The sequence below is a fragment of the Chryseobacterium gwangjuense genome (assembly GCF_021311115.1).
Classification (GTDB): domain Bacteria; phylum Bacteroidota; class Bacteroidia; order Flavobacteriales; family Weeksellaceae; genus Chryseobacterium; species Chryseobacterium gwangjuense.
Window position 1 is genome coordinate 54,971 of the sequence record NZ_JAJTNP010000002.1, and the last position, 21,951, is coordinate 76,921.

The following is a 21,951-nucleotide window of genomic DNA, read 5'->3' on the forward strand; positions in this document are numbered from 1 at the left end:
TTTATTTATTTTCTCAAAGCTCTTTTGTATTCTTTTCCCATCAATCTTTTTCCGGTAGCTTCAAATGCTCCTGCGATTCTTCCATACTCCATTACAAAATCTTTATTTTGTGGTTTCCCTAAAATTTTATCCGCTTTTAGTTCTAACACGACTTTTGAAGGATCGTTCGTTTCCACAAATTTCATAATAGATGTCAGTTTTGCTTCCTGCCCCATGATTCCACCGTGCCATCCCGCATAGATCCATTGTGCATCAATTATTAATGTATATTTTGCAGGAAGCTCATTTTCAAAAACTATTTTTGATTTACTGTTTGCACCCTTCATAAAATATTTCAAATATTCTGAACTTTTAAATCTATCCCATTCTTCACTCCATTTCTGCCAATCTGTTTCAGTTTTTCCAGATCTTGCTAAAATATCTTTTTTCCTATTTTGAAGGTATTGCTCCTCTGTTAGATTCTCTACTTGATAAAGAGTATGATCAAATTTTAATTGTACATTAATTTCAGTTTCATCTTTTATAAAGTCAAAACTACCAGAAGTGATAGCCATCTCGTTCTGAGCAAAAGTTATCATCGAAATTGCTGTAAAGAACAATAAAAATAATTTTTTCATATTTTATTTAAATTTCCGCAAATATAAGACACCCCTATCAATAAAGGATTAAATCAACAACAATATTTCCTTTTTTGTTGAATAATTTTAACTTACCTCAAATCAACAAAAGTAATTGGCTTACGACTATTAGGATGAAAAACAGTTTTAGATAAAATATCAAAATTGATTACCTCAATTTTCGGACTTACTCTAAGCTTTGCGCGAAAATGATCTCTGACTTCGTTTACAAAATTCTCATCATTATTTTCTGTGCTCAACTTAATAATAATCTCATCCAAGCCTATCTCGTTAGTCTGAATAACAATCTGATAACATGAAATTCCGTTAAAATCATTCAGAATATCATTCATCGCAGGCGGATACAAAGTTGTTCCTTTATATTTGATCATCTGCTGTTTCCTTCCGATTACAGGACCTAAACGCATTGTATTTCTTCCACATTGGCAAGGTTCATAATGCGCCTTTACAATATCTCCCGTTTTAAATCTCAGTAAAGGAATCGCCTCAACTCCTAAAGTTGTTATCGTTAATTCTCCACTTTCTCCTTCCTGAACAGGCTTTTCTTCATCATCCAGAATTTCCGTAATGATCAGTTCTGGATGATGATGGCCTCCATGCTGAAATTCACATTCGGTAAAAGCGGTACTCATTTCTGTGGAAGCATACGTTGAGAATAATTTAATATTCCACTTTTCTTTAATTTTCTGGGAAAGAATATTATCTGTAAAATCCTGATTTTTGATGCTCTCCCCGATACAAACGGCACCGTAAACACTGGAATTTTTATAATCCAAACCATGCTTTTCAGCATAATCAATCATTTTTAACAAAAATGACGGAACGGTAATCAAATATTTTGGTTTATATCTGAAAATAGAATCCCATTGCAATTCCGGAATTCCAGGCCCCATTCTCACAACACTCGCTCCCATTTTTCTTAAGCCAAGAAAATAAGCAAGCCCAGCCATAAATCTTTTATCGATGGTGGTAATCATCTGCACAACATCTCCTTTTTGAATTCCTGCACACGCAAAAGAAATAGCCTCATTGTAAGCCAACCTTTCCAGATCATGATCAGACAACCCAAACGTTACAGGATCTCCCAATGTTCCTGAAGTTGTGCTGTAGTCAACAATTTTATCGGGAGTGATACAGAAAAAAACATTATTATTCTGCTGAATGTCATTCTTAACCGTTGTCGGAATTTTTTGCAAATCTTCCAAGGTTTGAATCTCAGCAATATTGATCTTATTTTCCTTGAAAAGTTTCTGATAGAAAGGAGAATGAGTTTCAAGATAAACCAACAGCTCCTGAAGTTTTTGCTCCTGAAACGTTTTAATTTCTTTACTCGTTGCTCTTTCGATAGATGGATAGAATTCCAATTGTTTTCTTTTTTAAACAACAAATGTATTTAATTAAATTAAAAGAGTAAAGCATTAAAAAATGTAAAATTCAATTGAATAAAAAGCTTCAAAAACGAATAATTCGAAATACACAATTCATAAAAAATTAATCTTTGCATTTATATTTCTGAAATTGAACTTTTTAATAGATGATATCAAAATAAAACATATATTATAAACCGACAAATTTTAGTAAATTTGCCAACTTAATTAATCAACGATATTGAGATATTACAATGAGCCAATTTAAAGAATACAAAAACCTCAACCTTATTGACGTAGCAGAGAATGTAGCGGAATTCTGGAAACAGAACAAAACTTTCAATAAGAGTGTTGAGATTCGTGAGGGGCAACCTGAGTTTGTTTTTTATGAAGGTCCGCCTTCAGCAAACGGTATGCCTGGAATTCACCACGTAATGGCCAGAGCGTTGAAGGATATTTTCTGTCGTTATCAAACCCAGAACGGAAAGCAGGTTTTCCGTAAAGCGGGTTGGGATACACATGGACTTCCGGTAGAGCTTGGTGTGGAAAAAGAATTAGGAATCACTAAAGAAGATATTGGCAAAAAGATTTCAATTGAAGATTATAACAAAGCATGTCGTGAAGCAGTAATGCGCTACACAGACGTTTGGAACAACCTTACTGAGAAAATCGGGTATTGGGTAGATCTTGACGATCCGTATATCACGTACAAGTCAAAATATATGGAGACGGTTTGGTGGTTGCTAAAGCAATTGTATGATAAAGAGTTATTGTACAAAGGTTATACAATCCAACCTTATTCTCCAAAAGCAGGAACAGGTCTTTCTTCACACGAATTGAATCAGCCGGGAACGTATCGTGATGTTTCGGACACTACGATTGTGGCTCAGTTTAAAGTAAAGAAAGCATCTTCTGAATTATTTAATGATGTTGACGGAGATGTGAGCATCTTGGCTTGGACGACTACGCCTTGGACATTGCCATCAAACACAGCTTTGACGGTTGGAAGAGATATTGAATACGTTTTGGTTAAAACTTTTAATCAATATACATTCGAGCCAGTAACAGTTGTTTTATCAAGCGTTCTTTTACCTAAAGTTTTCGGTAAGAAATATTTTGAAGGAACAGATGAAGATTTTGCGAATTATGCAGCAGAAAATAAAACCATTCCTTTTAAAATTTTAAAAGAATTTACCGGAGAAAAATTAGTTGGAACTCAGTATGAGCAATTAGTTCCTTGGTTTACGCCAAACGACAATCCTGAAAATGCTTTCAGAGTGATTTTAGGAGATTTCGTAACTACAGAAGACGGTACAGGTATCGTTCACACCGCTCCTACTTTTGGTGCTGATGATGCGAGAGTGGCTAAAATGGCTCAGCCTGAGATTCCACCGATGTTGGTAAAAGATGAAAACGACAATCTTGTTCCGCTGGTAGATCTTCAGGGAAGATTCATCAAAGGAGACAATGTTCCTGAATTATTCTCAGGAAAATATATCAAGAACGAATATTACGATGAAGGAACTGCACCTGAAAAATCTTGGGATGTAGAATTGGCTATCTTGTTGAAAACAGAAAACAAAGCCTTTAAAGTAGAGAAATATGTACACAGCTATCCGCACTGTTGGAGAACTGACAAACCAGTATTATACTATCCGTTGGATTCTTGGTTTGTTAAGATGACTGCTGTAAAAGACAGATTGGTGAACCTAAACAAAGACATCAACTGGAAGCCAAAAGCTACAGGTGAAGGACGTTTCGCTAACTGGCTGGAAAATGTAAACGACTGGAACCTTTCCCGTTCAAGATATTGGGGAATTCCTTTGCCAATCTGGAGAACAGACGATCTGAAGGAAGAAAAAATCATCGGTTCTGTAGAAGAATTATACAACGAAATTGAAAAATCGATTGAAGCAGGATTTATGAAAGAAAATCCGTTCAAAGGTTTTGTGATCGGAAATATGTCAGAGCAGAATTACTCTTTGGTTGACTTACACAAAAATGTAGTTGACAAAGTAATCTTGGTTTCAGATTCAGGAAGAGAAATGAAGCGTGAGAGCGACTTGATCGACGTTTGGTTCGATTCAGGTTCTATGCCTTATGCACAGTTACATTATCCTTTCGAGAACAAAGAATTAATCGACAATAATAAAGCATTCCCTGCAGATTTCATCGCGGAAGGAGTAGACCAGACTCGTGGTTGGTTCTACACACTTCACGCAATCGGAACCGCAGTTTTTGATTCGGTTGCTTATAAAAATGTAATGAGTAACGGACTTGTTTTGGATAAAAACGGTCAGAAAATGTCAAAACGTTTAGGAAATGCAGTTGATCCGTTTGAAACGCTTTCAGTGTACGGACCGGATGCAACGCGTTGGTATATGATTTCGAATGCCAATCCTTGGGAAAACCTGAAATTTGACATCGAAGGAATAGATGAAGTAAGAAGAAAATTCTTCGGAACATTGTACAATACGTACTCATTCTTTGCTTTGTATGCGAATGTTGACGGATTCAATTATACTGAAAAAGAAGTAGAAAACAGACCTGAAATCGACCGATGGATCTTATCTGAATTAAATTTATTAATTAAGGAAGTTAAAGCATTCTACGAAGATTACGAACCAACAAGAGTAGCAAGAGCGATCAATACTTTCGTGAATGATAACTTGAGTAACTGGTACGTAAGATTATGCAGAAGACGTTTCTGGAAAGGAGAGTACTCAGATGATAAAATCTCTGCTTACCAGACTTTGTATACTTGTTTGGAAACCGTTGCTAAATTATCAGCACCGATTGCTCCGTTCTTTATGGATCAGTTATATCAGGATTTAAATAGGGTGACTGGTAAAGAAAACTGTGAATCTGTTCACTTAACAGACTTCCCGGTTGCTGATGAAAGCTTGATCGATGCTGATTTGGTTGAAAAAACTCATTTAGCACAGAACATCACAAGTATGGTTTTCTCTTTAAGAAAGAAAGAAAACGTAAAAGTTCGTCAGCCTTTACAAAAAGTATTGGTTCCTGTAATGGATTCTAAAGCAGAAGAGCAAATCCTGGCTGTTGCAGAATTAATCAAACAGGAAGTCAACGTAAAAGAACTACAATTAATCAATGCTGAAGAAGCATCTCACTTAATTGTAAAACAGATAAAACCGAATTTCAAAGCACTTGGTCCTAAATTAGGAAAAGACATGAAAACGGTGGGAGGAGCGATCGCAAATTTTGATGCAGAACAGATTTCAACCCTTGAAAAAGAAGGAAAAATAGACATTCAGGGATACGAAATCACCCTTGATGATGTAGAAATTTCTACAAAAGACATTCCTGGATGGACAGTAACTTCTGACGGAAAAACAACTGTGGCATTAGATTTGACATTAACAGACGAGTTAAAATCTGAAGGTATTGCAAGAGAGTTCATTAACAGAGTCCAAAACTTGAGAAAAGACAAAGATTTTGAACTGACGGACAGAATACAAATTTCGATTGAAGAAAATTCACCATTCTTGGAGGATATCAAGAAAAATGAGGAATATATTTCTGCAGAAGTCTTGTCAAATAAAATAGAAATTGTATCTTCACTTTCAAATTTTAACGAAATCGAAATAGATGAAGTTAATTTCAAAGTAAATGTTGAAAAAAATTAACATATAGTTATTGTTTTTTAAATTCCATTTCATAATTTTATTAAAAAAGAGAAACGAACATGTCAGACGAAAGAGTAAGATACAGTGATGCTGATTTACAAGAATTTAAAGCGGTCATTAAAGAAAAAATAGAAAAAGCAGAGAACGATTTAAAACTAATCAGAGAGAGTTTCATCAATGATCAAAATAACGGAACAGATGATACTTCTCCTACTTTCAAAGCATTTGAAGAAGGTGCAGAAACCTTGAGTAAAGAACAGAATTCTATTTTAGCAGGAAGACAAGAAAAATTCGTGCGTGATCTTAAGAATGCTTTAATAAGAATTGAAAATAAAACATACGGTATTTGCAGAGTGACGGGTAAATTAATTCCTAAAGAAAGACTTTTAGCTGTTCCTCATGCAACACTGAGCATCGAAGCGAAAAATATGCAAAAATAACCATAAAGGTTAGTGAAAATAAATTTGGGTTTATATTGTATTCATAGGATACTTTATAAACCTAATTTTTAATATACACTCATGAGTCAATTATTAGTATTAGGAATTATCTTCATCGGAATCCTTGCTTTTTTCAATCGGGAATGGATTAAAAACAGGTTCTTTCCAGATAAAAAACGAAGTTATACAATTGATGACCAATTCAATTCCGACAAACGTGATCGGGAGAAAGAAATTGACAGCCTTTTGAGTAAAATGGGTAAAAACGGAATCAACGATTTGTCTGCAAAAGACAGAAAACGACTTGACGAATTATCCAAAAAATAAAATTTTAAATTATTACAAAGTGGAATCAATAATCGTACACACCAAAAATGCAATGGAATTGAGCGCACTGAAAAGCGTCTTAAAGGAAATGAATATCAAATTCGAGAAATTCCATACCAAAAATACACACCACAACAACAAGACCATCAAAAACATCGTTGATAAGAAAAACGAAAAAATAGGAAAACCTTTTAAACCCAAAGGACAATAATGAAGAAGATAGCATTTGTAACCTTACTTATTTTATTAATAGATCAGATTTCAAAATTTTATGTAAAAACACATTTTGAATTAAATGACTTTAAAGATGTTTTTCCTGGATTCAAAATAACCTTTGTAGAAAACCCGGGAATGGCTTACGGTTTTCATTTTGGAGGAATTATCGGTAAATATTTTCTGGTTATTGTAAGAATTTGCCTGATTGGAGGAATGGTCTATTTATTCAAAAAATGGCTACAAAAAGGAGAATCCAATTATCTGCTGATTCCAATGGCAATGATTTTTGCAGGCGCCATCGGAAATTTAATTGACGGAATGTTCTATGGAATGATTTTCGACAGCGGTACTGTTTTCGACGAAAGTACAGGAAGATGGATTGGTTATGGCGGAGTTTCTAAATTTGTTCCTTTCGGACATGGGTATTCAACTTTCATGAAAGGTTGTGTGGTAGATATGCTTCATTTTCCTTTAGTAGACTGGAATGTTCCTGAAAGCTGGCCATTGATCGGAGGAAAACATATTGAATTCTTTAAATACATTTTCAATGTTGCAGATTCAGCGATTACAGTAGGAGCAGCTTTGTTATTAATTTTCAGAAAAAAGGCGTTTCCGAATGGTTTAGAATTTTAGAACCGAATACACTCAATGAAAAAAATTATTAAAACAATATTTAAATCTTTCCTGCTTCTTCTTGTCGCAGGAATTATTTTTATCGCCTGGGCGAATTACAGCATCAAAAAAGACAGCGCCACCTTTGTTTCCTACGCCATTGCAGATATTCCACAGACCAAAACAGCCCTTCTTTTGGGAACCGGAAAAAATCTAAGCAACGGAATGCCCAATGCTTATTTCTACAACAGAATACAGGCAACCGCAGATCTATACAAAAGCGGAAAAATACAATATATCATTGTAAGTGGCGACAACGGCACAAAAGATTATAACGAACCGGAAGATATGCAAATGGAGCTTATTAAAAACGGGGTTCCTCAGGACAGAATCATTTTGGATCATGCAGGTTTCAGAACACTGGATTCTGTAGTGAGAGCGAAGGAAATTTTTGGACAAACCAATTTGATTATTGTTTCGCAAAAGTTTCATAATGAAAGAGCTGTTTTCTTGGCTCAACAAAACGGAATCAAAGCTTTTGGATATAACGCCGCAGATGTCAACAAATATGCAGGTTTTAAAACCAATATACGGGAATATTTCGCTAAAGCTAAAGCTTATTGGGATTTGATTTTAGGGGTTCAACCTAAATTTGGAGGAGAGAAAATTTTGATTCCTTAATTTCATATAGACTTTTTCAACGCAAAGTTTTAATTTAACTAATTAAAAACTTTAAGTAAGCAAAGATTGATCAACAAGTTGATTTGATGAAGCTATGTTTCAAGCTTAGTGTAACAAATTGAGTTGTCCTTGTTTTCTAAAAAGAATGAGCTGAAAAATAAAGCCGTTGCATTTAAATTAACCCTTAAATAAGGATAAAACACAATCATCTATTAAAATCCGTGGAATCTGCTGGAGAAATCCCTAAATTTGCAATTCATTAATTTTTAAAATAAATTTTAAACAATGTCAAGAATTCTTACCGGCATTCAAGCCACCGGAACACCACACCTTGGAAACTTGTTGGGTGCAATTATTCCTGCAATTGAACTATCAAAACAGGAAGGAAACGAATCATTTTTATTTATCGCCAATCTGCATTCATTAACGCAGATTAAAGATGCAAAAGTACTTAAACAGAATACCTACGAGATTGCTGCGGCTTGGCTTGCTTGTGGATTAGATACTGAAAAAACATTTTTTTACAGACAGAGTGATATCCCTGAGACCTGTGAACTTTCTTGGCATTTATCATGTTTTTTTCCTTATCAGAGATTAACGTTAGCACATTCATTTAAAGATAAGGCAGACCGACTTCAGGATGTAAATGCAGGTTTGTTTACCTACCCGGTTTTAATGGCTGCAGATATTTTATTGTATGATGCGGAGATTGTACCTGTAGGGAAAGACCAGCTTCAACACTTGGAAATTGCCCGTGATGTCGCTTCAAGATTCAATAATCAGATGGGAGAAGTTTTTGTTCTGCCTCAATCTGAGCTTCAGGAAGACACCAAATATGTTCCCGGAACAGACGGGCGCAAAATGTCTAAATCGATGGGAAATATCATCAATATTTTCTTACCTGAAAAAGAACTGAAAAAGCAGGTCATGAGCATTGAATCAGATTCTAAATCATTGGAAGAACCTAAAGATCCTGAAACTGACAAAACATTTGCGATCTATCAACTGATTGCAACACCAGAACAAACTGAAGAGCTAAGAGCAAAATATTTAGCAGGAAACTTCGGTTACGGTCACGCTAAAAAAGAATTGTTGGATTTAATCCTTGCAAGGTTCGAAAAGGAAAGAGAGTTATTCTCTTACTACATGAACAATCTTGATGAATTGGAAGCCAAACTTCAGAATGGAGCAGAAAAAACAAGAGTCATTGCGACTACTACTATTAAAAGAGTAAGAGAAAGTTTAGGAATTTAGTATTTTTTACTTGTAAATATAGTTTCGGCGGCACCTTTGGTGCCGCCGAAACTCTTATAAATAGTCTTTAATCTGTAAAAGGTGTTTAATTACTTTCAATCCCTCTTCTTCTTTATTTTCATTCAAAACATCAAAGAAAATCACATCCAATCCGAAGTTTTGTGCGCCCACAACATCTGCAATCCAATCATCTCCGATTAAAATACTGTTTTCTTTTGCAGCATCAGAAAGACTTAATGAATATTCAAAAATTTCCGGACGAGGCTTTCTTACACCAACTGTATCTGCACTGGTAATTGTTTGAAAGTATTTATCAATTCCTGATAAAATACACTTTCTTTCCGTCACTTCTTTAAAACCGTTGGAAATAATATGTAAAGTATAATTTTTAGCTTTAAGATACTCTAAAATATATTCTGCACCTTCCACAAGCTCATTATGATTAAGAATTCTATCTAAGAAATGTTCTTCAAAATACATCGCCAATTCTTCATCATCCACATTGAAATGATGAAAGGTATCGTAGAAACGATGATTTCTCAGATATTCCTTATCGATAATTCCATCCCTGATTTTCTCCCAGAGACTTTCATTGATTTCGTGATAAACAGAGTGGAATTCTTCAAAATCTATATTGTATTTTAACGAGATTTCTTCTTTTTCAAAAAGGTCTTTAATTGTTAAATAAGCATTCTTGCGGTGATCCCAAATCGTATTGTCTAGATCAAAAAAAATGTGCTGAATTTTCATACAGCACAAAATTACTTATTTTAATTTTTGGAAATCGGATAATTTTTAGTCTTTGTCTTAACGATTTCCACACTCTTGGAATAGTTAAGCAAAAACTCAATCGTTTCTTTTTTTGGTTTCAAAGCTTTCACTTTTAAGGAATCATTTTTTTTCATAGGCGAACAAAAGTATTTTCCTTAAAACGAGAATTTTATTAAATTATTATCTATCTCGTCAAGATTATGTTATTTTCTTCCATGATTTTTCTCAGGTTAATTAATGCATAACGTACTCTTCCTAATGTTGTATTGATACTCATATCAGTATGATCCGCAATTTCTTTGAAGCTGAGACCGTCAAAAAACCTTAATTTAATGACTTCCTGCTGGTTTTGAGGAAGGAATTGAAGCATTCTTAAAAGATCTTCCTGGATTTGATTGGTCACCAATTGGTCTTCAATATTTTCAGAAGGTTCTCTTAATAAATCAAATATAGAATATTCATCGGTTTCAAAAGTAGTTTCCGAAACTTTGATGTTTTTTGATTTTGCTCTGAAATGATCAATAATAAGATTATGAGCAATTCTTTTTGCCCAAAGAATGAACTTTCCTTCTTCGTTATAGCGTCCTTCCTTCAGCATGACAATAATTTTCATGAAAGTATCCTGAAAAACATCATTGGCTAAATCTTCATCATTAATTTTGTAAAAAATGAATGTATAGAGTTCTCTCTGATGACGATGGATAAGCGTTGATAATGCGCCTTCGTCTCCTTTCTGATAAAGGGAAATTAGTAAACTATCCGATTTTGATTTCATAACTTCTTCTCAATAATAAAAAATTTGTAGACAAGTATATATCCAGATATTTAATCTGGCTTTAACTATAAATACAAAACAGTTTTTTAGAGTAAAGTCGAATCAATAGGCAGTACAATTTTTATATGGTGTAAATATAATAATTTTTTAATAACTGTTAACCTATTATTAATTTTTTATCAAAAAAATTTAAAAATAATCAATTAAACATATCACGAATGAATACAGTAGGGATATTTAGTGTAAAATTAATATTTAACCCCTCCATTTTTTTACCGTTTAATCTTGCATTACCTATAGGAAATGCATACCCTCCTGTAAGATCCAGAATCCCAAAAAGAGAAATTCCAACCTTTGGAGCAAGATATTTATTCGTTCCTTCCGCTCCAATAAGGAAATAATATGAGTGATAAAAATCTACATTTTTTTCAAAATTTAACAAAACATCAGCTGAAAGTTTTGGCATTACAGCAAATTGAGAATTTGCAGAACCCATTAACGCAGAACCTCCCAAACGGTAAATAACATCATCATTCTTCAGAAATAGTAATTTACCTCCTACTTCCCCAAAACTTTGGTTTTGGTAAACATACCCTACATTAATCATCTTATGCATAGTATATTGTGCTTTAGCAAATATGCTTACAAAAAACACCGAAAGTATTGTAATCGCAGTTCTCACATTCATCATCTTAAATCTATTTATGGTGTAAAATTAAAAAAAACTGCCTTACCCGAAGATAAAGCAGCCTATATTATTATTTAAAACAAAATTAAATTCCGAAAGAAGCTTTAATTTCGTCTACTTTGTCTAATTTCTCCCAAGTAAAGAATTCTAAACCTGTAAGAGTCAATTCGTTTTTCTGTCCTTTATTGAAGGTTTTATCAGCTACATAGCTTTCTCTTCCCATGTGTCCGTAAGAAGCAGTATCCTGATAAATCGGGTTTCTTAGCTTTAAGTTCTGTTCGATTGCATAAGGTCTTAAATCGAAGATAGTAGAAACTTTTTTAGCAATATCACCATCATGAAGATCTACTTTTGCAGTTCCGTAAGTATTGATGTATAAACCACAAGGTTCAGCAACACCAATTGCGTAAGAAACCTGTACTAAAACCTCATCAGCAATACCGGCAGCTACTAAGTTTTTAGCGATGTGCCTTGTTGCATAAGCAGCACTTCTGTCTACTTTTGAAGGATCTTTTCCAGAGAAAGCACCACCACCGTGAGCTCCTTTTCCTCCGTAGGTATCAACAATAATTTTTCTTCCTGTAAGACCTGTATCTCCATGAGGACCACCGATTACAAATTTACCCGTCGGGTTGATATGATATTTAATCTGATCGTTGAATAATACTTTAATTTCTTCAGGCTGTTGAGCAACTACTCTCGGAATCAAAATATTTTTGATGTCTTCGCGAATTTTGTTCAACATTTCTTCTTCAGAACCAAAATCATCATGCTGAGTAGAAACTACGATAGAATCTATTCTGATTGGTTTGTGATCATCAGAATATTCAATAGTAACCTGGCTTTTTGCATCAGGACGAAGATATTTGATTTCAGAGTCTTCTCTTCTGATTGTTGAAAGTTCTTTAAGAATAGTATGTGCTAAATCCAGCGCCAAAGGCATATAGTTTGCTGTTTCGTTCGTAGCGTAACCAAACATCATTCCCTGATCTCCTGCACCTTGAGCATTTGCTTTTGCTTCAAAAGATTCATCTACAACAGCTCTGTCAACCCCTTGATTGATATCCGGAGACTGTTCGTGAATTGCAGAAATAACTCCACAAGAATCACCATTGAACATATATTCTCCTTTTGTATACCCAATTCCGTTGATCACTTCTCTTGCAATGGTTTGAACATCAAGATAAGCATCTGATTTTACTTCCCCAGCAAGAACTACCTGCCCGGTTGTAACAAGCGTTTCACAAGCTACTTTTGAGTTTTTATCGTATGCTAAGAAATGATCGATTAATGCATCGGAAATCTGATCGGCAATTTTATCCGGATGTCCTTCTGAAACGGATTCAGATGTAAATAAATAAGACATATTTTTCTATATTGTATTTAGATTAAAAAAATCGAAGAAAAATAAGATGCCCAGAAAGCCTAAAAAAGAATACTGTTTTAGCATTTTTTTATAGAGGTTGCAATCAGGTCAAATTTCTCCTCGTCTGTAAACATTTGCAAATTTAAGCACTATTTTTTTAATACTCAAACCTTTTGTTTATTAATTATAATTTTCTTGAAATTAATGGTTTATCCCGCAAAACTATTGTGGCTTTATGCTTACAAATTCTTTAGGACTTTCATTATAATTCAGCTTTTTCTCTAAAGATGTTTTGATAGAATGTGATAATTCATCAATAATTTTTTGCTTGAATGTCGGTTTATAATAAATAATACTGATTTCTCTGTAAGGGAAAGGCTTTTTGAACCTGAAAACATTCTTTTTCTGTTCTTCAGAAAGCTGGCTTAAAGCCAATTCCGGCAAAATACTGATTCCTCCCACTTTGTCTACCATATGTACCAACGTTTGAATATTGGACGCCAGGAAATCCAGATTTTTAGGTTTCAGGGTATTTTCCTTAAGATGGCAAATATTCTCGAATTGATTTCTCAAACAGTTTCCTTCTTCAAGAAGCCAAACCTTTTCCACATTTAATTCCTCAGGAACTACATATGAATTCTTTTTATTAGCCTCCGTATTCGAGCTGTAAATCATCAACTCTTCATTGAACAGAAAATCCTGATAAAACTCGTCGGCAGAATCGTAAGGTGTCGAAATAATTCCGGCATCAAGCTCTCCTGCTTTCAATGCTTTCACAATATTATCTGTGGTCATTTCTTTTACATTCATCTGGATTTTCGGGTTTTCTTCCAAAAATTTGAAAATCTCAGTAGGTAAAATAAAAGAAGAAACTGTAGGAATAATTCCTAAATTGATCGTTCCTCCTAAAATATTATTTAAAAGATTGGCTTTATTTTTTAATTCATTGACAGATTCTATAATCACCTTTGCCTGATCAATAATCTGAAGTCCCACATCTGTCGTACGAATAGGGTGAGTCGTTCTGTCGAAAACTTTAACATCCAGTTCGTCCTCAAATTTCTGTATCATTGCACTTAACGTCGGCTGTGTAATGAAGCATGCTTGAGCTGCTTTACCAAAATGTTTATACTTATCTACTGCGATAAGATACTCCAGTTGCTGAATGTTCATTGTGATTAATATTATCTATTACAAAGATATAATGTTTTTGCTATTAGCAATTAAAAATTGAAAGTAAATTTGATAATCACTACCTTTACATCTTTCTATTTACAATAAGAAGTTTCTCATTCTAAAGATAAATTTATGGATTCTAAAAAAATAACGTTAAGCAACGGTTCCCCATATTTTGAACATCAAGATTCGCAAACGGTAGGACCTAGAGGACCTGTATTGTTACAAGATTTCATTCTTCAGGAAAACCTTGCTCACTTTGTAAGAGAGAGAATTCCTGAAAGAATAGTTCATGCAAAAGGAAGCGGAGCATATGGAAAATTTACCGTTACTCATGATATCAGCCAATATACTAAAGCAAAGTTATTTTCTGCTGTTGGAAATTCATGCAAAATGTTTGCTCGTTTTTCTACAGTAGGAGGAGAAAAAGGAAGTGCTGATACTGCAAGAGACCCAAGAGGTTTTGCTTTAAAATTTTATACAGAAGACGGAAATTGGGATTTAGTAGGAAATAATACTCCTGTTTTCTTTATAAAGGATGCCAAGAAATTTCCGGACTTCATTCATACTCAAAAAAGAGTTCCCAAAACTAACTTAAAAAGTGCCACAATGATGTGGGATTTCTGGAGTTTAAATCCCGAATCTCTTCATCAGGTTCTTATCTTGATGTCCGACAGAGGAACGCCTTACGGCTACAGACACATGCATGGTTTTGGCTCTCATACTTTCTCTATGATTAATGAGAAAAATGAGCGAGTATGGGTAAAATTCCATTTAAAAACCAAACAAGGAATTAAGAACTTCTCTAATGAAGACACTGTAAGTATGGCCGGCAAAAACCCTGATTTTGCTCAGGAAGATCTTTGCAACGCAATTGAAAATGGTGATTTCCCGAAATGGACGATGTACATACAGGTAATGACTGAAGAACAGGCAAGAGATTTTAGATGGAATCCTTTTGATATCACAAAAGTCTGGTTCCAGAAAGATTTTCCACTTATTGAAGTCGGAGAAATGGAACTGAATGAAATTCCTGTCAATTATTTCGCTCATGTAGAACAGTCTACTTTTTCACCAAGCAATCTGATTAACGGAATCAGTTTTTCCCCTGATAAAATGCTTCAGGGAAGATTATTCTCTTATCCGGATGCTCATAGATACAGAGTCGGCGTAAATGCTCATCAACTGGAAGTAAACAGATGCCCTTTTGCGGTTAATAATTATCAGCGTGACGGCTTCATGGCAGATTCCAGCAACTATCAGGATAGGCCTAATTATTTCCCTAATAGTTTTGATGATAGCAAACCGGATTCATCTTATAAAAATTTCGAATACGAACTGGACAGCGCTCATGTTGCCAGCTACAACAGGAATGAAAATGATGATGATCATTATACACAACCCGGATTATTATATTCAAAAGCGATGTCAGCAGAAGACAGAGAAAATCTAGTCAATAATATTGTTGCCAGCATGAAAGAAATAAGCGGTTCCAAGAAAGACGAGATCATCAATCGACAGTTATGTCATTTTTTCAGAGCCAATATTGAATTAGGCATGAAAGTTGCGTCTCAGTTAAGTGTAAATATCGACGCAAACATGATGAATCATTCCAAATAGATTACCAATAAAAGGTTTTAGATTAAAAATAAATCAACATAAAAGGAAAAAAGTGAATATTTTTTCCTTTTTTCTGCAAAAAAATTATAATTTGCAGGAGATAATATCATAAGGTTAAAAAATGAACTACGAAAACATATTATTACAAGCAGAAGAGAAAATATCAATTATCACTATAAACAGACCTGAAAGTTTAAATGCATTAAATGCAAAAACCATTCAGGAGATTAGTAGTGCATTAGACCAGTTAAATTCTGATGCATCTTGCAGAGCAATTATCATTACCGGAAGTGGAGAAAAATCATTTGTAGCCGGTGCAGATATTAAAGAATTCAGTGATTTCGGACTGGAAAAAGCTGAAGAATTAGCAAGAAACGGACACAATTCATTGTTCAATAAAATAGAAAACTTGTCTAAGCCAGTAATTGCAGCAGTGAATGGATTTGCCTTAGGCGGAGGTCTGGAACTGGCAATGGCTTGTCATATCAGATATGCATCGGAAAATGCAAAATTAGGACTTCCTGAAGTAACGTTAGGATTAATTCCAGGTTACGGGGGAACTCAAAGACTTCCAAAATTAGTAGGAAAAGGTTTAGCTAATGAAATTATTTTCTCTGCTAAAATGATTCCAGCGCAAAGAGCTAAAGAAATAGGACTTGTCAATGAGGTTTTCCCTATTGAAGAGCTTATAACAAAAACCAAAGAATTGGCAAAAACCATTGCTAATAATTCACCAATGGCCATATCAAAAGCAATACACGCAGTAAATTTATCTGACACCGACAAAGGTTTTGAGGCTGAAATCAAATCTTTCGGAGAGCTTTTTGAAATGGAAGATAAAAAAGAAGGCGTTTCTGCTTTTATAGAGAAAAGAAAACCTACCTTTTAATATATAAATAAGATTATTTCGAAAATATAATGTTGATGTATGAATAAGTTTGATAAAGCTTATCTAAAAATGGCTCAGGAATGGGCAAAACTTTCCTACTGCAAAAGAAAGCAGGTAGGTGCTCTTATTGTAAAAGACAGAATGATTATTTCTGATGGATACAACGGTACTCCGTCAGGATTTGAAAACTGCTGTGAAAATGAAGAGGGTAAAACACATTGGTATGTGCTGCATGCTGAAGCTAATGCAATATTAAAATTGGCAGCATCCACACAGTCCGCAAAAGGAGCAACATTATATTTAACCCTTTCACCATGCAAAGAATGTAGTAAACTCATCTTGCAGGCAGGGATTACAAGATTAGTATATATCAATGAATATTCTGATGACGATGGAATATCATTTTTAAAAAACCATAATATTGAGATAGAACAGATATCAGATGTTGAACTAAAAAAATAAAACACAAATGACTTGGCAGGAAAAAATTAAGGATTTTGAAATTTTTCTTCGGTTCGAGAGGAATTTTTCAGAAAACACCCTCGACGCCTATATACGGGACATAAGGAAATTAAAAGAATACAGTGAAGAAAGTCTTGATAATATTGGTCCGGATGTGATCAGCTATGAACATATTCAGCAATATATATTTTTACTTTCAAAACAAAAATTCAGTGAAAGATCTCAAGCAAGATGGATCTCTTCTATTAAAGCATTTTTCAAATATTTAGTTGAAGATGAAATAAGAGAAGATAATCCTGCGACATTACTGGAAGGTCCAAAATTAGGATTATATCTTCCGGATACGCTTAGTCTTCCAGACATCAATAAAATCATTAATGCCATAGAAGTTTCGACAGATCTTGGCAAAAGAAATCAATGCATCATTGAGGTTTTGTATGGTTGTGGATTACGGGTTTCTGAATTGATTGAATTAAAAATTTCCAACATTAATTTTAATGAAAAATTCATCAAGGTAACAGGAAAAGGAGATAAAACCAGGCTTGTTCCATTAGCAGACTATACTTCTGAATTACTAAAAAGCTATATTCAGGACGTACGTTCTAAAAACAAGATCAATAAAAAACATGAAGATTGCCTGTTCTTAAACAGCAGGGGAACTTCTATGTCAAGAGTTATTGTATTTCTTATTATCAAAGAGCTTACGGATAAAGCAGGAGTCAACAAAAAGATCTCTCCTCACACTTTTAGACATTCGTTCGCCACTCATCTTTTGCAAAACGGAGCCGATCTTCGTTATATACAGGAAATGTTGGGACATTCGAGTATTACAACGACTGAGATTTACACTCATTTGAAAACGGAAGAACTTCGTGATGTTATATTAAATTACCATCCAAGAAATATTAATATTACACAATGATGCTATTGAAATATTGTCCTAACTGTGGCAAAGAATCGTTACAATGGGATAATGAAAAAAAATGGAGTTGCCTTGAATGTAATTTCACCTTATACAACAACGTAGCAGGAGCTGTAGCGGTCATTATAAGATGTGGTGATGAAGTCTATCTTACAAGGCGAAACAGAGATCCCAAAAAAGGAAAACTAGATTTGGCTGGAGGATTTGTAGATCCTAAAGAAAGTTCAGAAGAAACCTGTAAAAGAGAGCTTTTTGAGGAATTACAATTAAACATTGATATTTCAAATTTAAAATATCTTACAAGCCTTCCCAATGTTTATCAATACAAAGAGATTGATTACAATACAATCGATCTTTTTTATGAATATAAGGTCTCAGAAAAGTTCGAAGCTAATCTTGAACTATCTGAAATTTCAGAAGCCGTCTGGATTCCTTTGAAAGAATTAAATCTGGAAGACATTGCTTTTGATTCCCAGAAAATATTTTTTGAAAAATATCTACAAACTATTTAAAAAAATAAAATCGCAGAGTTGTCTGCGATTTTTTGTTTATTAATAAGATTTATTTTTAATCATTTCTTCAAAATACCTTACCAGTAACGTTCTTTCTGCTTCCGATAAGTTAGCCTCTTTATGATACACCATATATCCCGGCAAAGGCATTGTTTTACTTTGAATCGTCTGTATTGCTTTATCCAGCATACTTTTTTTCAAGTCTTTATTATAGGTTTCCCAGACAGAAAAATTTAAGTGTTCTCTTCCTTCGTTCACATGGCTTTTAACAGACCACGAAATCGGCGCGAAGTAAGCATATTTAGGATACACCGTTTCGTTAGAGTGGCAATCATAACACGCAGATTTGATAAGGACACTTATTTTAGACGGCGTTTTTTTAACCTCAACAAAATTCATCGAACTTTTTACAGCCACATTTGTTTTATCAATCGGTATAAACTGAATGAGAACAAATACAATCAACAGCCAAAACAATATTTTCTTTACCATTGTCATGCTTCTTATTTTACAGGTGTTAAAATCCCTCTATCAGATTGAATGCTCTTATTAGAATTAGATGGTATTATACTACTATTCGTTCTATTAAGATCAGAATTCTTAGTTTCTGGTGCCCCATTTTTATTGGTAGAGTTTTTAGGAGTATCCAATGTTCTTGTATCTTTCAGGTCCCAATCTTCATTAGAATCCCACAATGGCCTCACCACAGATTGCTTAAAATACACATAAGAATCTTCCGCAAAAATATCTTTATCCAGATCAGCTTCGTCCCAATATTTGTTTCCGTTATTATCTACCAAAATCCTTGTAATATACTCTCCTGGTTTCAAAATATCAAATTTTACAAAATCTCCTTTTGTATATTTTTGATAGACCACCTTATCAGAAGAATCCAACAATTGAATCCAGTAATCAGCAACAGGTGCATTAGTAAGTCTGAATGTTAAGCTTCCATAATTTTCAACCTTATCCGCTTCAAAATCGAAACGGTAGGGATCTGCTATTTTATCATAGTATGAAGAAATCGTTTTACTCGGAACTGTCAGTTGATATTTTTTTCCGGGTTCAAAATTTGAGGTTACTAAAATCTGATACGGATTCGTTTCCGAAATTTTTGCAGTAAATTCCTGAGTGGTTAAACTATCCTTTTTCAACGTCCATTTCTCAGGATTAATTGTATCGATGATATAGTTTGAGGTAATGACAAGATCAGACTTCGGAGCTAGAAGAGCATTTCCGTTAGAAATGGTCATTTTATTTTTTGTATTGTATCTATAGAACAAAGAAGCCGTGAGAGCACTATCTTTGATCCCTGCGTCATAACTGAATTTTAAATTTTCATTGGCAGTCTGTCCAATATCACTTTTCACCGCATCGAACCAAACTTTTGCCGTATCGGATTTTGGAGTGTGAGTAACTTTTATGCCTTTAAGCTTATCATTCAAAGAAAGAATTTTTACGTTTTCAGGATGCCCTTCAAAAGTCATTGTAACTCCACCCGGCATTTCTTTCGTTTCAAGATACTTCAATGTTTTTTTAGAAGGATAAACTTTCATATTCAAACCAGAGATTGATTTTGAAACATCTACAACTTCTTTTTGAAAACCTATTTTTTCTTTACCCTTATCGTAAACCGAATTTCCATTTTCATCTTCAAAAGCTACAATTTTATACTTTCCGGGAGAAAGATAATTAAGCTCGTAATATCCATCATCATCCACTTTAGTGATATAATAAGGCTTTTGTCTGTAGTTCATGGTATCTTTTACCTGAAAAAGACCAACTACCATTTTATTGTCACCATTGCTTTTTTTAGTAGCAAGAGCATCTTTTATCTCACCGCTGATGTATAAATCATCAATCTTTTCTCCGGTTGAAAAAGCAAAATTGTAATATTTTAAAACATTATTTTCATTATTATCTGCAATCGAATTTCCAAAATTGAAATTATACGTTGTATTCGCCTGCAAAGTATCCGTCCACTGAATCAAAAGAAATTTGTTCGCAATATTAGAAGGAATAATTCTCTTAATATTTTTGATGGGCGGCGAAATAATCAGGTTTTTGTTGATGTCCTTTAAAGTAATATATTCATCAAAATCGAGTCTCAGTTCCTTTAAATCTCTAGAAACATTTACTCTTGTTGTATCAATATTTGAACTTAAAAACTTCGGTGCCAAAGAATCTTTCGGACCACCTATAGGAGACCCCAATCTTGCACAAGAATGCAAAAGAAAAGCAGCAACGAACAATAAAAAAATTTTCTTCATGAAGACGTTTGAACAAAAATAAACATTATTCTCCAAAAACCTCATTTCCTCCGTTTAAAGAATCTTTATTCTCATTCATTACCGTATGCAATTTTGCTTTTTGCTGCGGAAAATCTTCAAATAATCCCGATAAAGCCAACGCTGTATATACTCTCCCTGAATACTTATTACCAATCGCTACAATCGTTACTTTAGATTTCAGTAAATGAGCAAAAACAGAATTGGTTCCGTGCCACCAACCGTTGTGATAGGTCAATTTTTCTCCGTTATCAAAAATCTTCATTCTAAACCCTAAGCCGTAATTATTCATCCCGAATTTTTCATTACTGTAAGGTTCAAAAACCATTTTCATCAATTCAGGTTTTAAGAAATTTTTCGAGAACATGGCTTTTGAGAAGTTAAAAAGATCTCTTGGAGTAGTATATACATTTTTATCTCCATAAATAAGATCTAGTCGATCTAAAGGATATAATTTATTTCCTCCGTAATAAAACGACTGAGATGCCGTAGGAATATCTTTCTCCTGAAAAATATACGTATTGTTCATTTTCAACGGAGCAAAGACCATTTCTTTCATTGCCTGAGGAAAAGGCGTTTTAGTTACTTTCTCAACCAGTAATGCCAATAAAGCAAAATTAGTATTACAATACATAAATCCTGTATCCGTATCTCTTGCCAGATCTGGTTTGTATTTAATAAGCATATTCAGCACATCCTGATTCGTAATAAACGTTTTAGAGAGTTCTGCCGGTTCCGGTTTTATTTTTGTGATAAAGTATTCATATTTTGGCAGACCGCTTCTCTGATCCAATAAAGTCTGAACGGTAACATTCGGATATGGAAATCCAGGGAAAAATTGAGTTAAGTGATCTGTCAATTTTATTTTTCCAGCTTCGACCAATTTCATCATTGCCATTGCCGTCAATGTTTTTGAAACCGAAGCAACATGCAAAGGCGTATTTTTATCAATAGGCATTTGATTGCCTTCTCTTCCAAAGCCTCTATAGTTTTCGTAAAGTATATCGTCTCCTTTTGCAACCAAAATTCCTCCGCTCAAATTCCCCTTTTCCCAAACTTTTTGATAGTACTGATCAATATATTGAGTAATTGTATTTTTATCAGAAAGCATACCATCTTCCTTGGTAAAAACGTGATCCAAATCTACCTTTCCATAATTAGGCAGATTGGAAGTATAAACAGCCTCAGATTGGCTTTCTTCTTTCTTTTTACAAGCTGTAATACAAAAAAATACGGTGGAAATAAGTACAAAACTAAGCTTCTTCATGAATTTCTAAAATGAGCGGCAATTTAATAA

The 21,951-nt window shown here is 34.0% G+C and carries 22 protein-coding genes; 12 read left to right on the forward strand and 10 right to left on the reverse strand.

Annotated elements, in window-relative coordinates; genetic code table 11:
- Positions 1-5 precede the first annotated feature (5 nt).
- Positions 6-617, reverse strand: coding sequence for a hypothetical protein (locus LV842_RS03660; protein ID WP_233110108.1), 612 nt, complete (start codon positions 615-617; stop codon positions 6-8).
- Between the two features lie 92 nt (positions 618-709).
- Positions 710-2,002 carry a phenylacetate--CoA ligase family protein gene (locus LV842_RS03665; RefSeq protein WP_233110109.1) on the reverse strand — a complete coding sequence of 431 codons (1,293 nt, stop codon included), beginning with the start codon at positions 2,000-2,002 and terminating at the stop codon, positions 710-712.
- Positions 2,003-2,259: 257 nt separating this feature from the next.
- Here LV842_RS03665 and ileS point away from each other — a divergent pair, with 257 nt between their 5' ends.
- The 7 genes from ileS to trpS all read left to right on the forward strand — a co-directional run bounded on the left by ileS (position 2,260) and on the right by trpS (position 9,185).
- Positions 2,260-5,655 (forward strand): isoleucine--tRNA ligase, encoded by a 3,396-nt coding sequence (gene ileS / locus LV842_RS03670; RefSeq protein ID WP_233110110.1) that lies wholly within the window; start codon positions 2,260-2,262, stop codon positions 5,653-5,655.
- Positions 5,656-5,714: 59 nt separating this feature from the next.
- Positions 5,715-6,095 (forward strand): TraR/DksA family transcriptional regulator, encoded by a 381-nt coding sequence (locus tag LV842_RS03675; RefSeq protein WP_039369928.1) that lies wholly within the window; start codon positions 5,715-5,717, stop codon positions 6,093-6,095.
- An 81-nt stretch (positions 6,096-6,176) separates the two neighbouring features.
- Positions 6,177-6,422, forward strand: a complete 246-nt coding sequence (locus tag LV842_RS03680) for a DUF6576 domain-containing protein (protein WP_233110111.1) — start codon at positions 6,177-6,179, stop codon at positions 6,420-6,422.
- A gap of 19 nt (positions 6,423-6,441) precedes the next feature.
- On the forward strand, positions 6,442-6,633 hold the full coding sequence (locus LV842_RS03685; protein ID WP_233110112.1) for a DUF2683 family protein: 192 nt from the start codon (positions 6,442-6,444) through the stop codon (positions 6,631-6,633).
- The gene (locus LV842_RS03690; protein WP_233110113.1) at positions 6,633-7,271 is read left to right on the forward strand and encodes a lipoprotein signal peptidase; all 639 of its coding nucleotides are present in this window, start codon (positions 6,633-6,635) and stop codon (positions 7,269-7,271) included. The genes LV842_RS03685 and LV842_RS03690 overlap by 1 nt, the downstream gene beginning before the upstream one ends.
- A 15-nt stretch (positions 7,272-7,286) precedes the next feature.
- The gene (locus tag LV842_RS03695; RefSeq protein WP_233110114.1) at positions 7,287-7,931 is read left to right on the forward strand and encodes a SanA/YdcF family protein; all 645 of its coding nucleotides are present in this window, start codon (positions 7,287-7,289) and stop codon (positions 7,929-7,931) included.
- A 285-nt stretch (positions 7,932-8,216) separates the two neighbouring features.
- Positions 8,217-9,185, forward strand: a complete 969-nt coding sequence (trpS, locus tag LV842_RS03700; protein ID WP_233110115.1) for a tryptophan--tRNA ligase — start codon at positions 8,217-8,219, stop codon at positions 9,183-9,185.
- A gap of 54 nt (positions 9,186-9,239) precedes the next feature.
- Here trpS and LV842_RS03705 read toward each other — a convergent pair whose 3' ends face one another.
- The 5 genes from LV842_RS03705 to LV842_RS03725 form a co-directional block, all read right to left on the reverse strand.
- A complete protein-coding gene (locus LV842_RS03705) occupies positions 9,240-9,935 on the reverse strand; it encodes a YjjG family noncanonical pyrimidine nucleotidase (protein ID WP_233110116.1) in 696 nt (231 codons plus the stop codon).
- A gap of 205 nt (positions 9,936-10,140) precedes the next feature.
- Positions 10,141-10,731: an RNA polymerase sigma factor gene (locus LV842_RS03710; protein ID WP_233110117.1), complete on the reverse strand. Its 591-nt coding sequence runs from the start codon at positions 10,729-10,731 to the stop codon at positions 10,141-10,143.
- 199 nt (positions 10,732-10,930) lie between these two features.
- Positions 10,931-11,422, reverse strand: coding sequence for a hypothetical protein (locus LV842_RS03715; RefSeq protein WP_233110118.1), 492 nt, complete (start codon positions 11,420-11,422; stop codon positions 10,931-10,933).
- An 82-nt stretch (positions 11,423-11,504) separates the two neighbouring features.
- A complete protein-coding gene (gene metK, locus LV842_RS03720) occupies positions 11,505-12,785 on the reverse strand; it encodes a methionine adenosyltransferase (protein WP_233110119.1) in 1,281 nt (426 codons plus the stop codon).
- A gap of 222 nt (positions 12,786-13,007) precedes the next feature.
- Positions 13,008-13,958: a LysR substrate-binding domain-containing protein gene (locus LV842_RS03725; protein ID WP_233110120.1), complete on the reverse strand. Its 951-nt coding sequence runs from the start codon at positions 13,956-13,958 to the stop codon at positions 13,008-13,010.
- A 135-nt stretch (positions 13,959-14,093) separates the two neighbouring features.
- Here LV842_RS03725 and LV842_RS03730 point away from each other — a divergent pair, with 135 nt between their 5' ends.
- The 5 genes from LV842_RS03730 (at position 14,094) to LV842_RS03750 (ending at position 18,366) form a co-directional block, all read left to right on the forward strand.
- The gene (locus LV842_RS03730) at positions 14,094-15,581 is read left to right on the forward strand and encodes a catalase (protein WP_233110121.1); all 1,488 of its coding nucleotides are present in this window, start codon (positions 14,094-14,096) and stop codon (positions 15,579-15,581) included.
- Between the two features lie 121 nt (positions 15,582-15,702).
- Entirely contained in the window at positions 15,703-16,470 is a 768-nt protein-coding gene (locus LV842_RS03735; protein WP_233110122.1) for an enoyl-CoA hydratase/isomerase family protein, read from the forward strand.
- A 39-nt stretch (positions 16,471-16,509) separates the two neighbouring features.
- On the forward strand, positions 16,510-16,932 hold the full coding sequence (locus LV842_RS03740) for a deoxycytidylate deaminase (protein ID WP_100377782.1): 423 nt from the start codon (positions 16,510-16,512) through the stop codon (positions 16,930-16,932).
- 7 nt (positions 16,933-16,939) lie between these two features.
- On the forward strand, positions 16,940-17,854 hold the full coding sequence (gene xerD, locus LV842_RS03745) for a site-specific tyrosine recombinase XerD (RefSeq protein WP_233110123.1): 915 nt from the start codon (positions 16,940-16,942) through the stop codon (positions 17,852-17,854).
- The gene (locus LV842_RS03750) at positions 17,851-18,366 is read left to right on the forward strand and encodes an NUDIX hydrolase (RefSeq protein ID WP_233110124.1); all 516 of its coding nucleotides are present in this window, start codon (positions 17,851-17,853) and stop codon (positions 18,364-18,366) included. Before xerD ends, LV842_RS03750 begins: the two co-directional genes overlap by 4 nt.
- 39 nt (positions 18,367-18,405) lie before the next feature.
- On the opposite strand, the gene LV842_RS03755 is transcribed toward LV842_RS03750, so the two are convergent.
- The 3 genes from LV842_RS03755 to LV842_RS03765 are packed head-to-tail and all read right to left on the reverse strand — an operon-like array spanning position 18,406 to position 21,921.
- Entirely contained in the window at positions 18,406-18,858 is a 453-nt protein-coding gene (locus LV842_RS03755) for a heme-binding domain-containing protein (RefSeq protein ID WP_317207293.1), read from the reverse strand.
- 11 nt (positions 18,859-18,869) lie between these two features.
- Positions 18,870-20,636: an Ig-like domain-containing protein gene (locus LV842_RS03760; RefSeq protein WP_233110126.1), complete on the reverse strand. Its 1,767-nt coding sequence runs from the start codon at positions 20,634-20,636 to the stop codon at positions 18,870-18,872.
- A gap of 25 nt (positions 20,637-20,661) precedes the next feature.
- Positions 20,662-21,921, reverse strand: a complete 1,260-nt coding sequence (locus tag LV842_RS03765) for a serine hydrolase domain-containing protein (protein WP_233110127.1) — start codon at positions 21,919-21,921, stop codon at positions 20,662-20,664.
- Between the last annotated feature and the right edge of the window lie 30 nt (positions 21,922-21,951).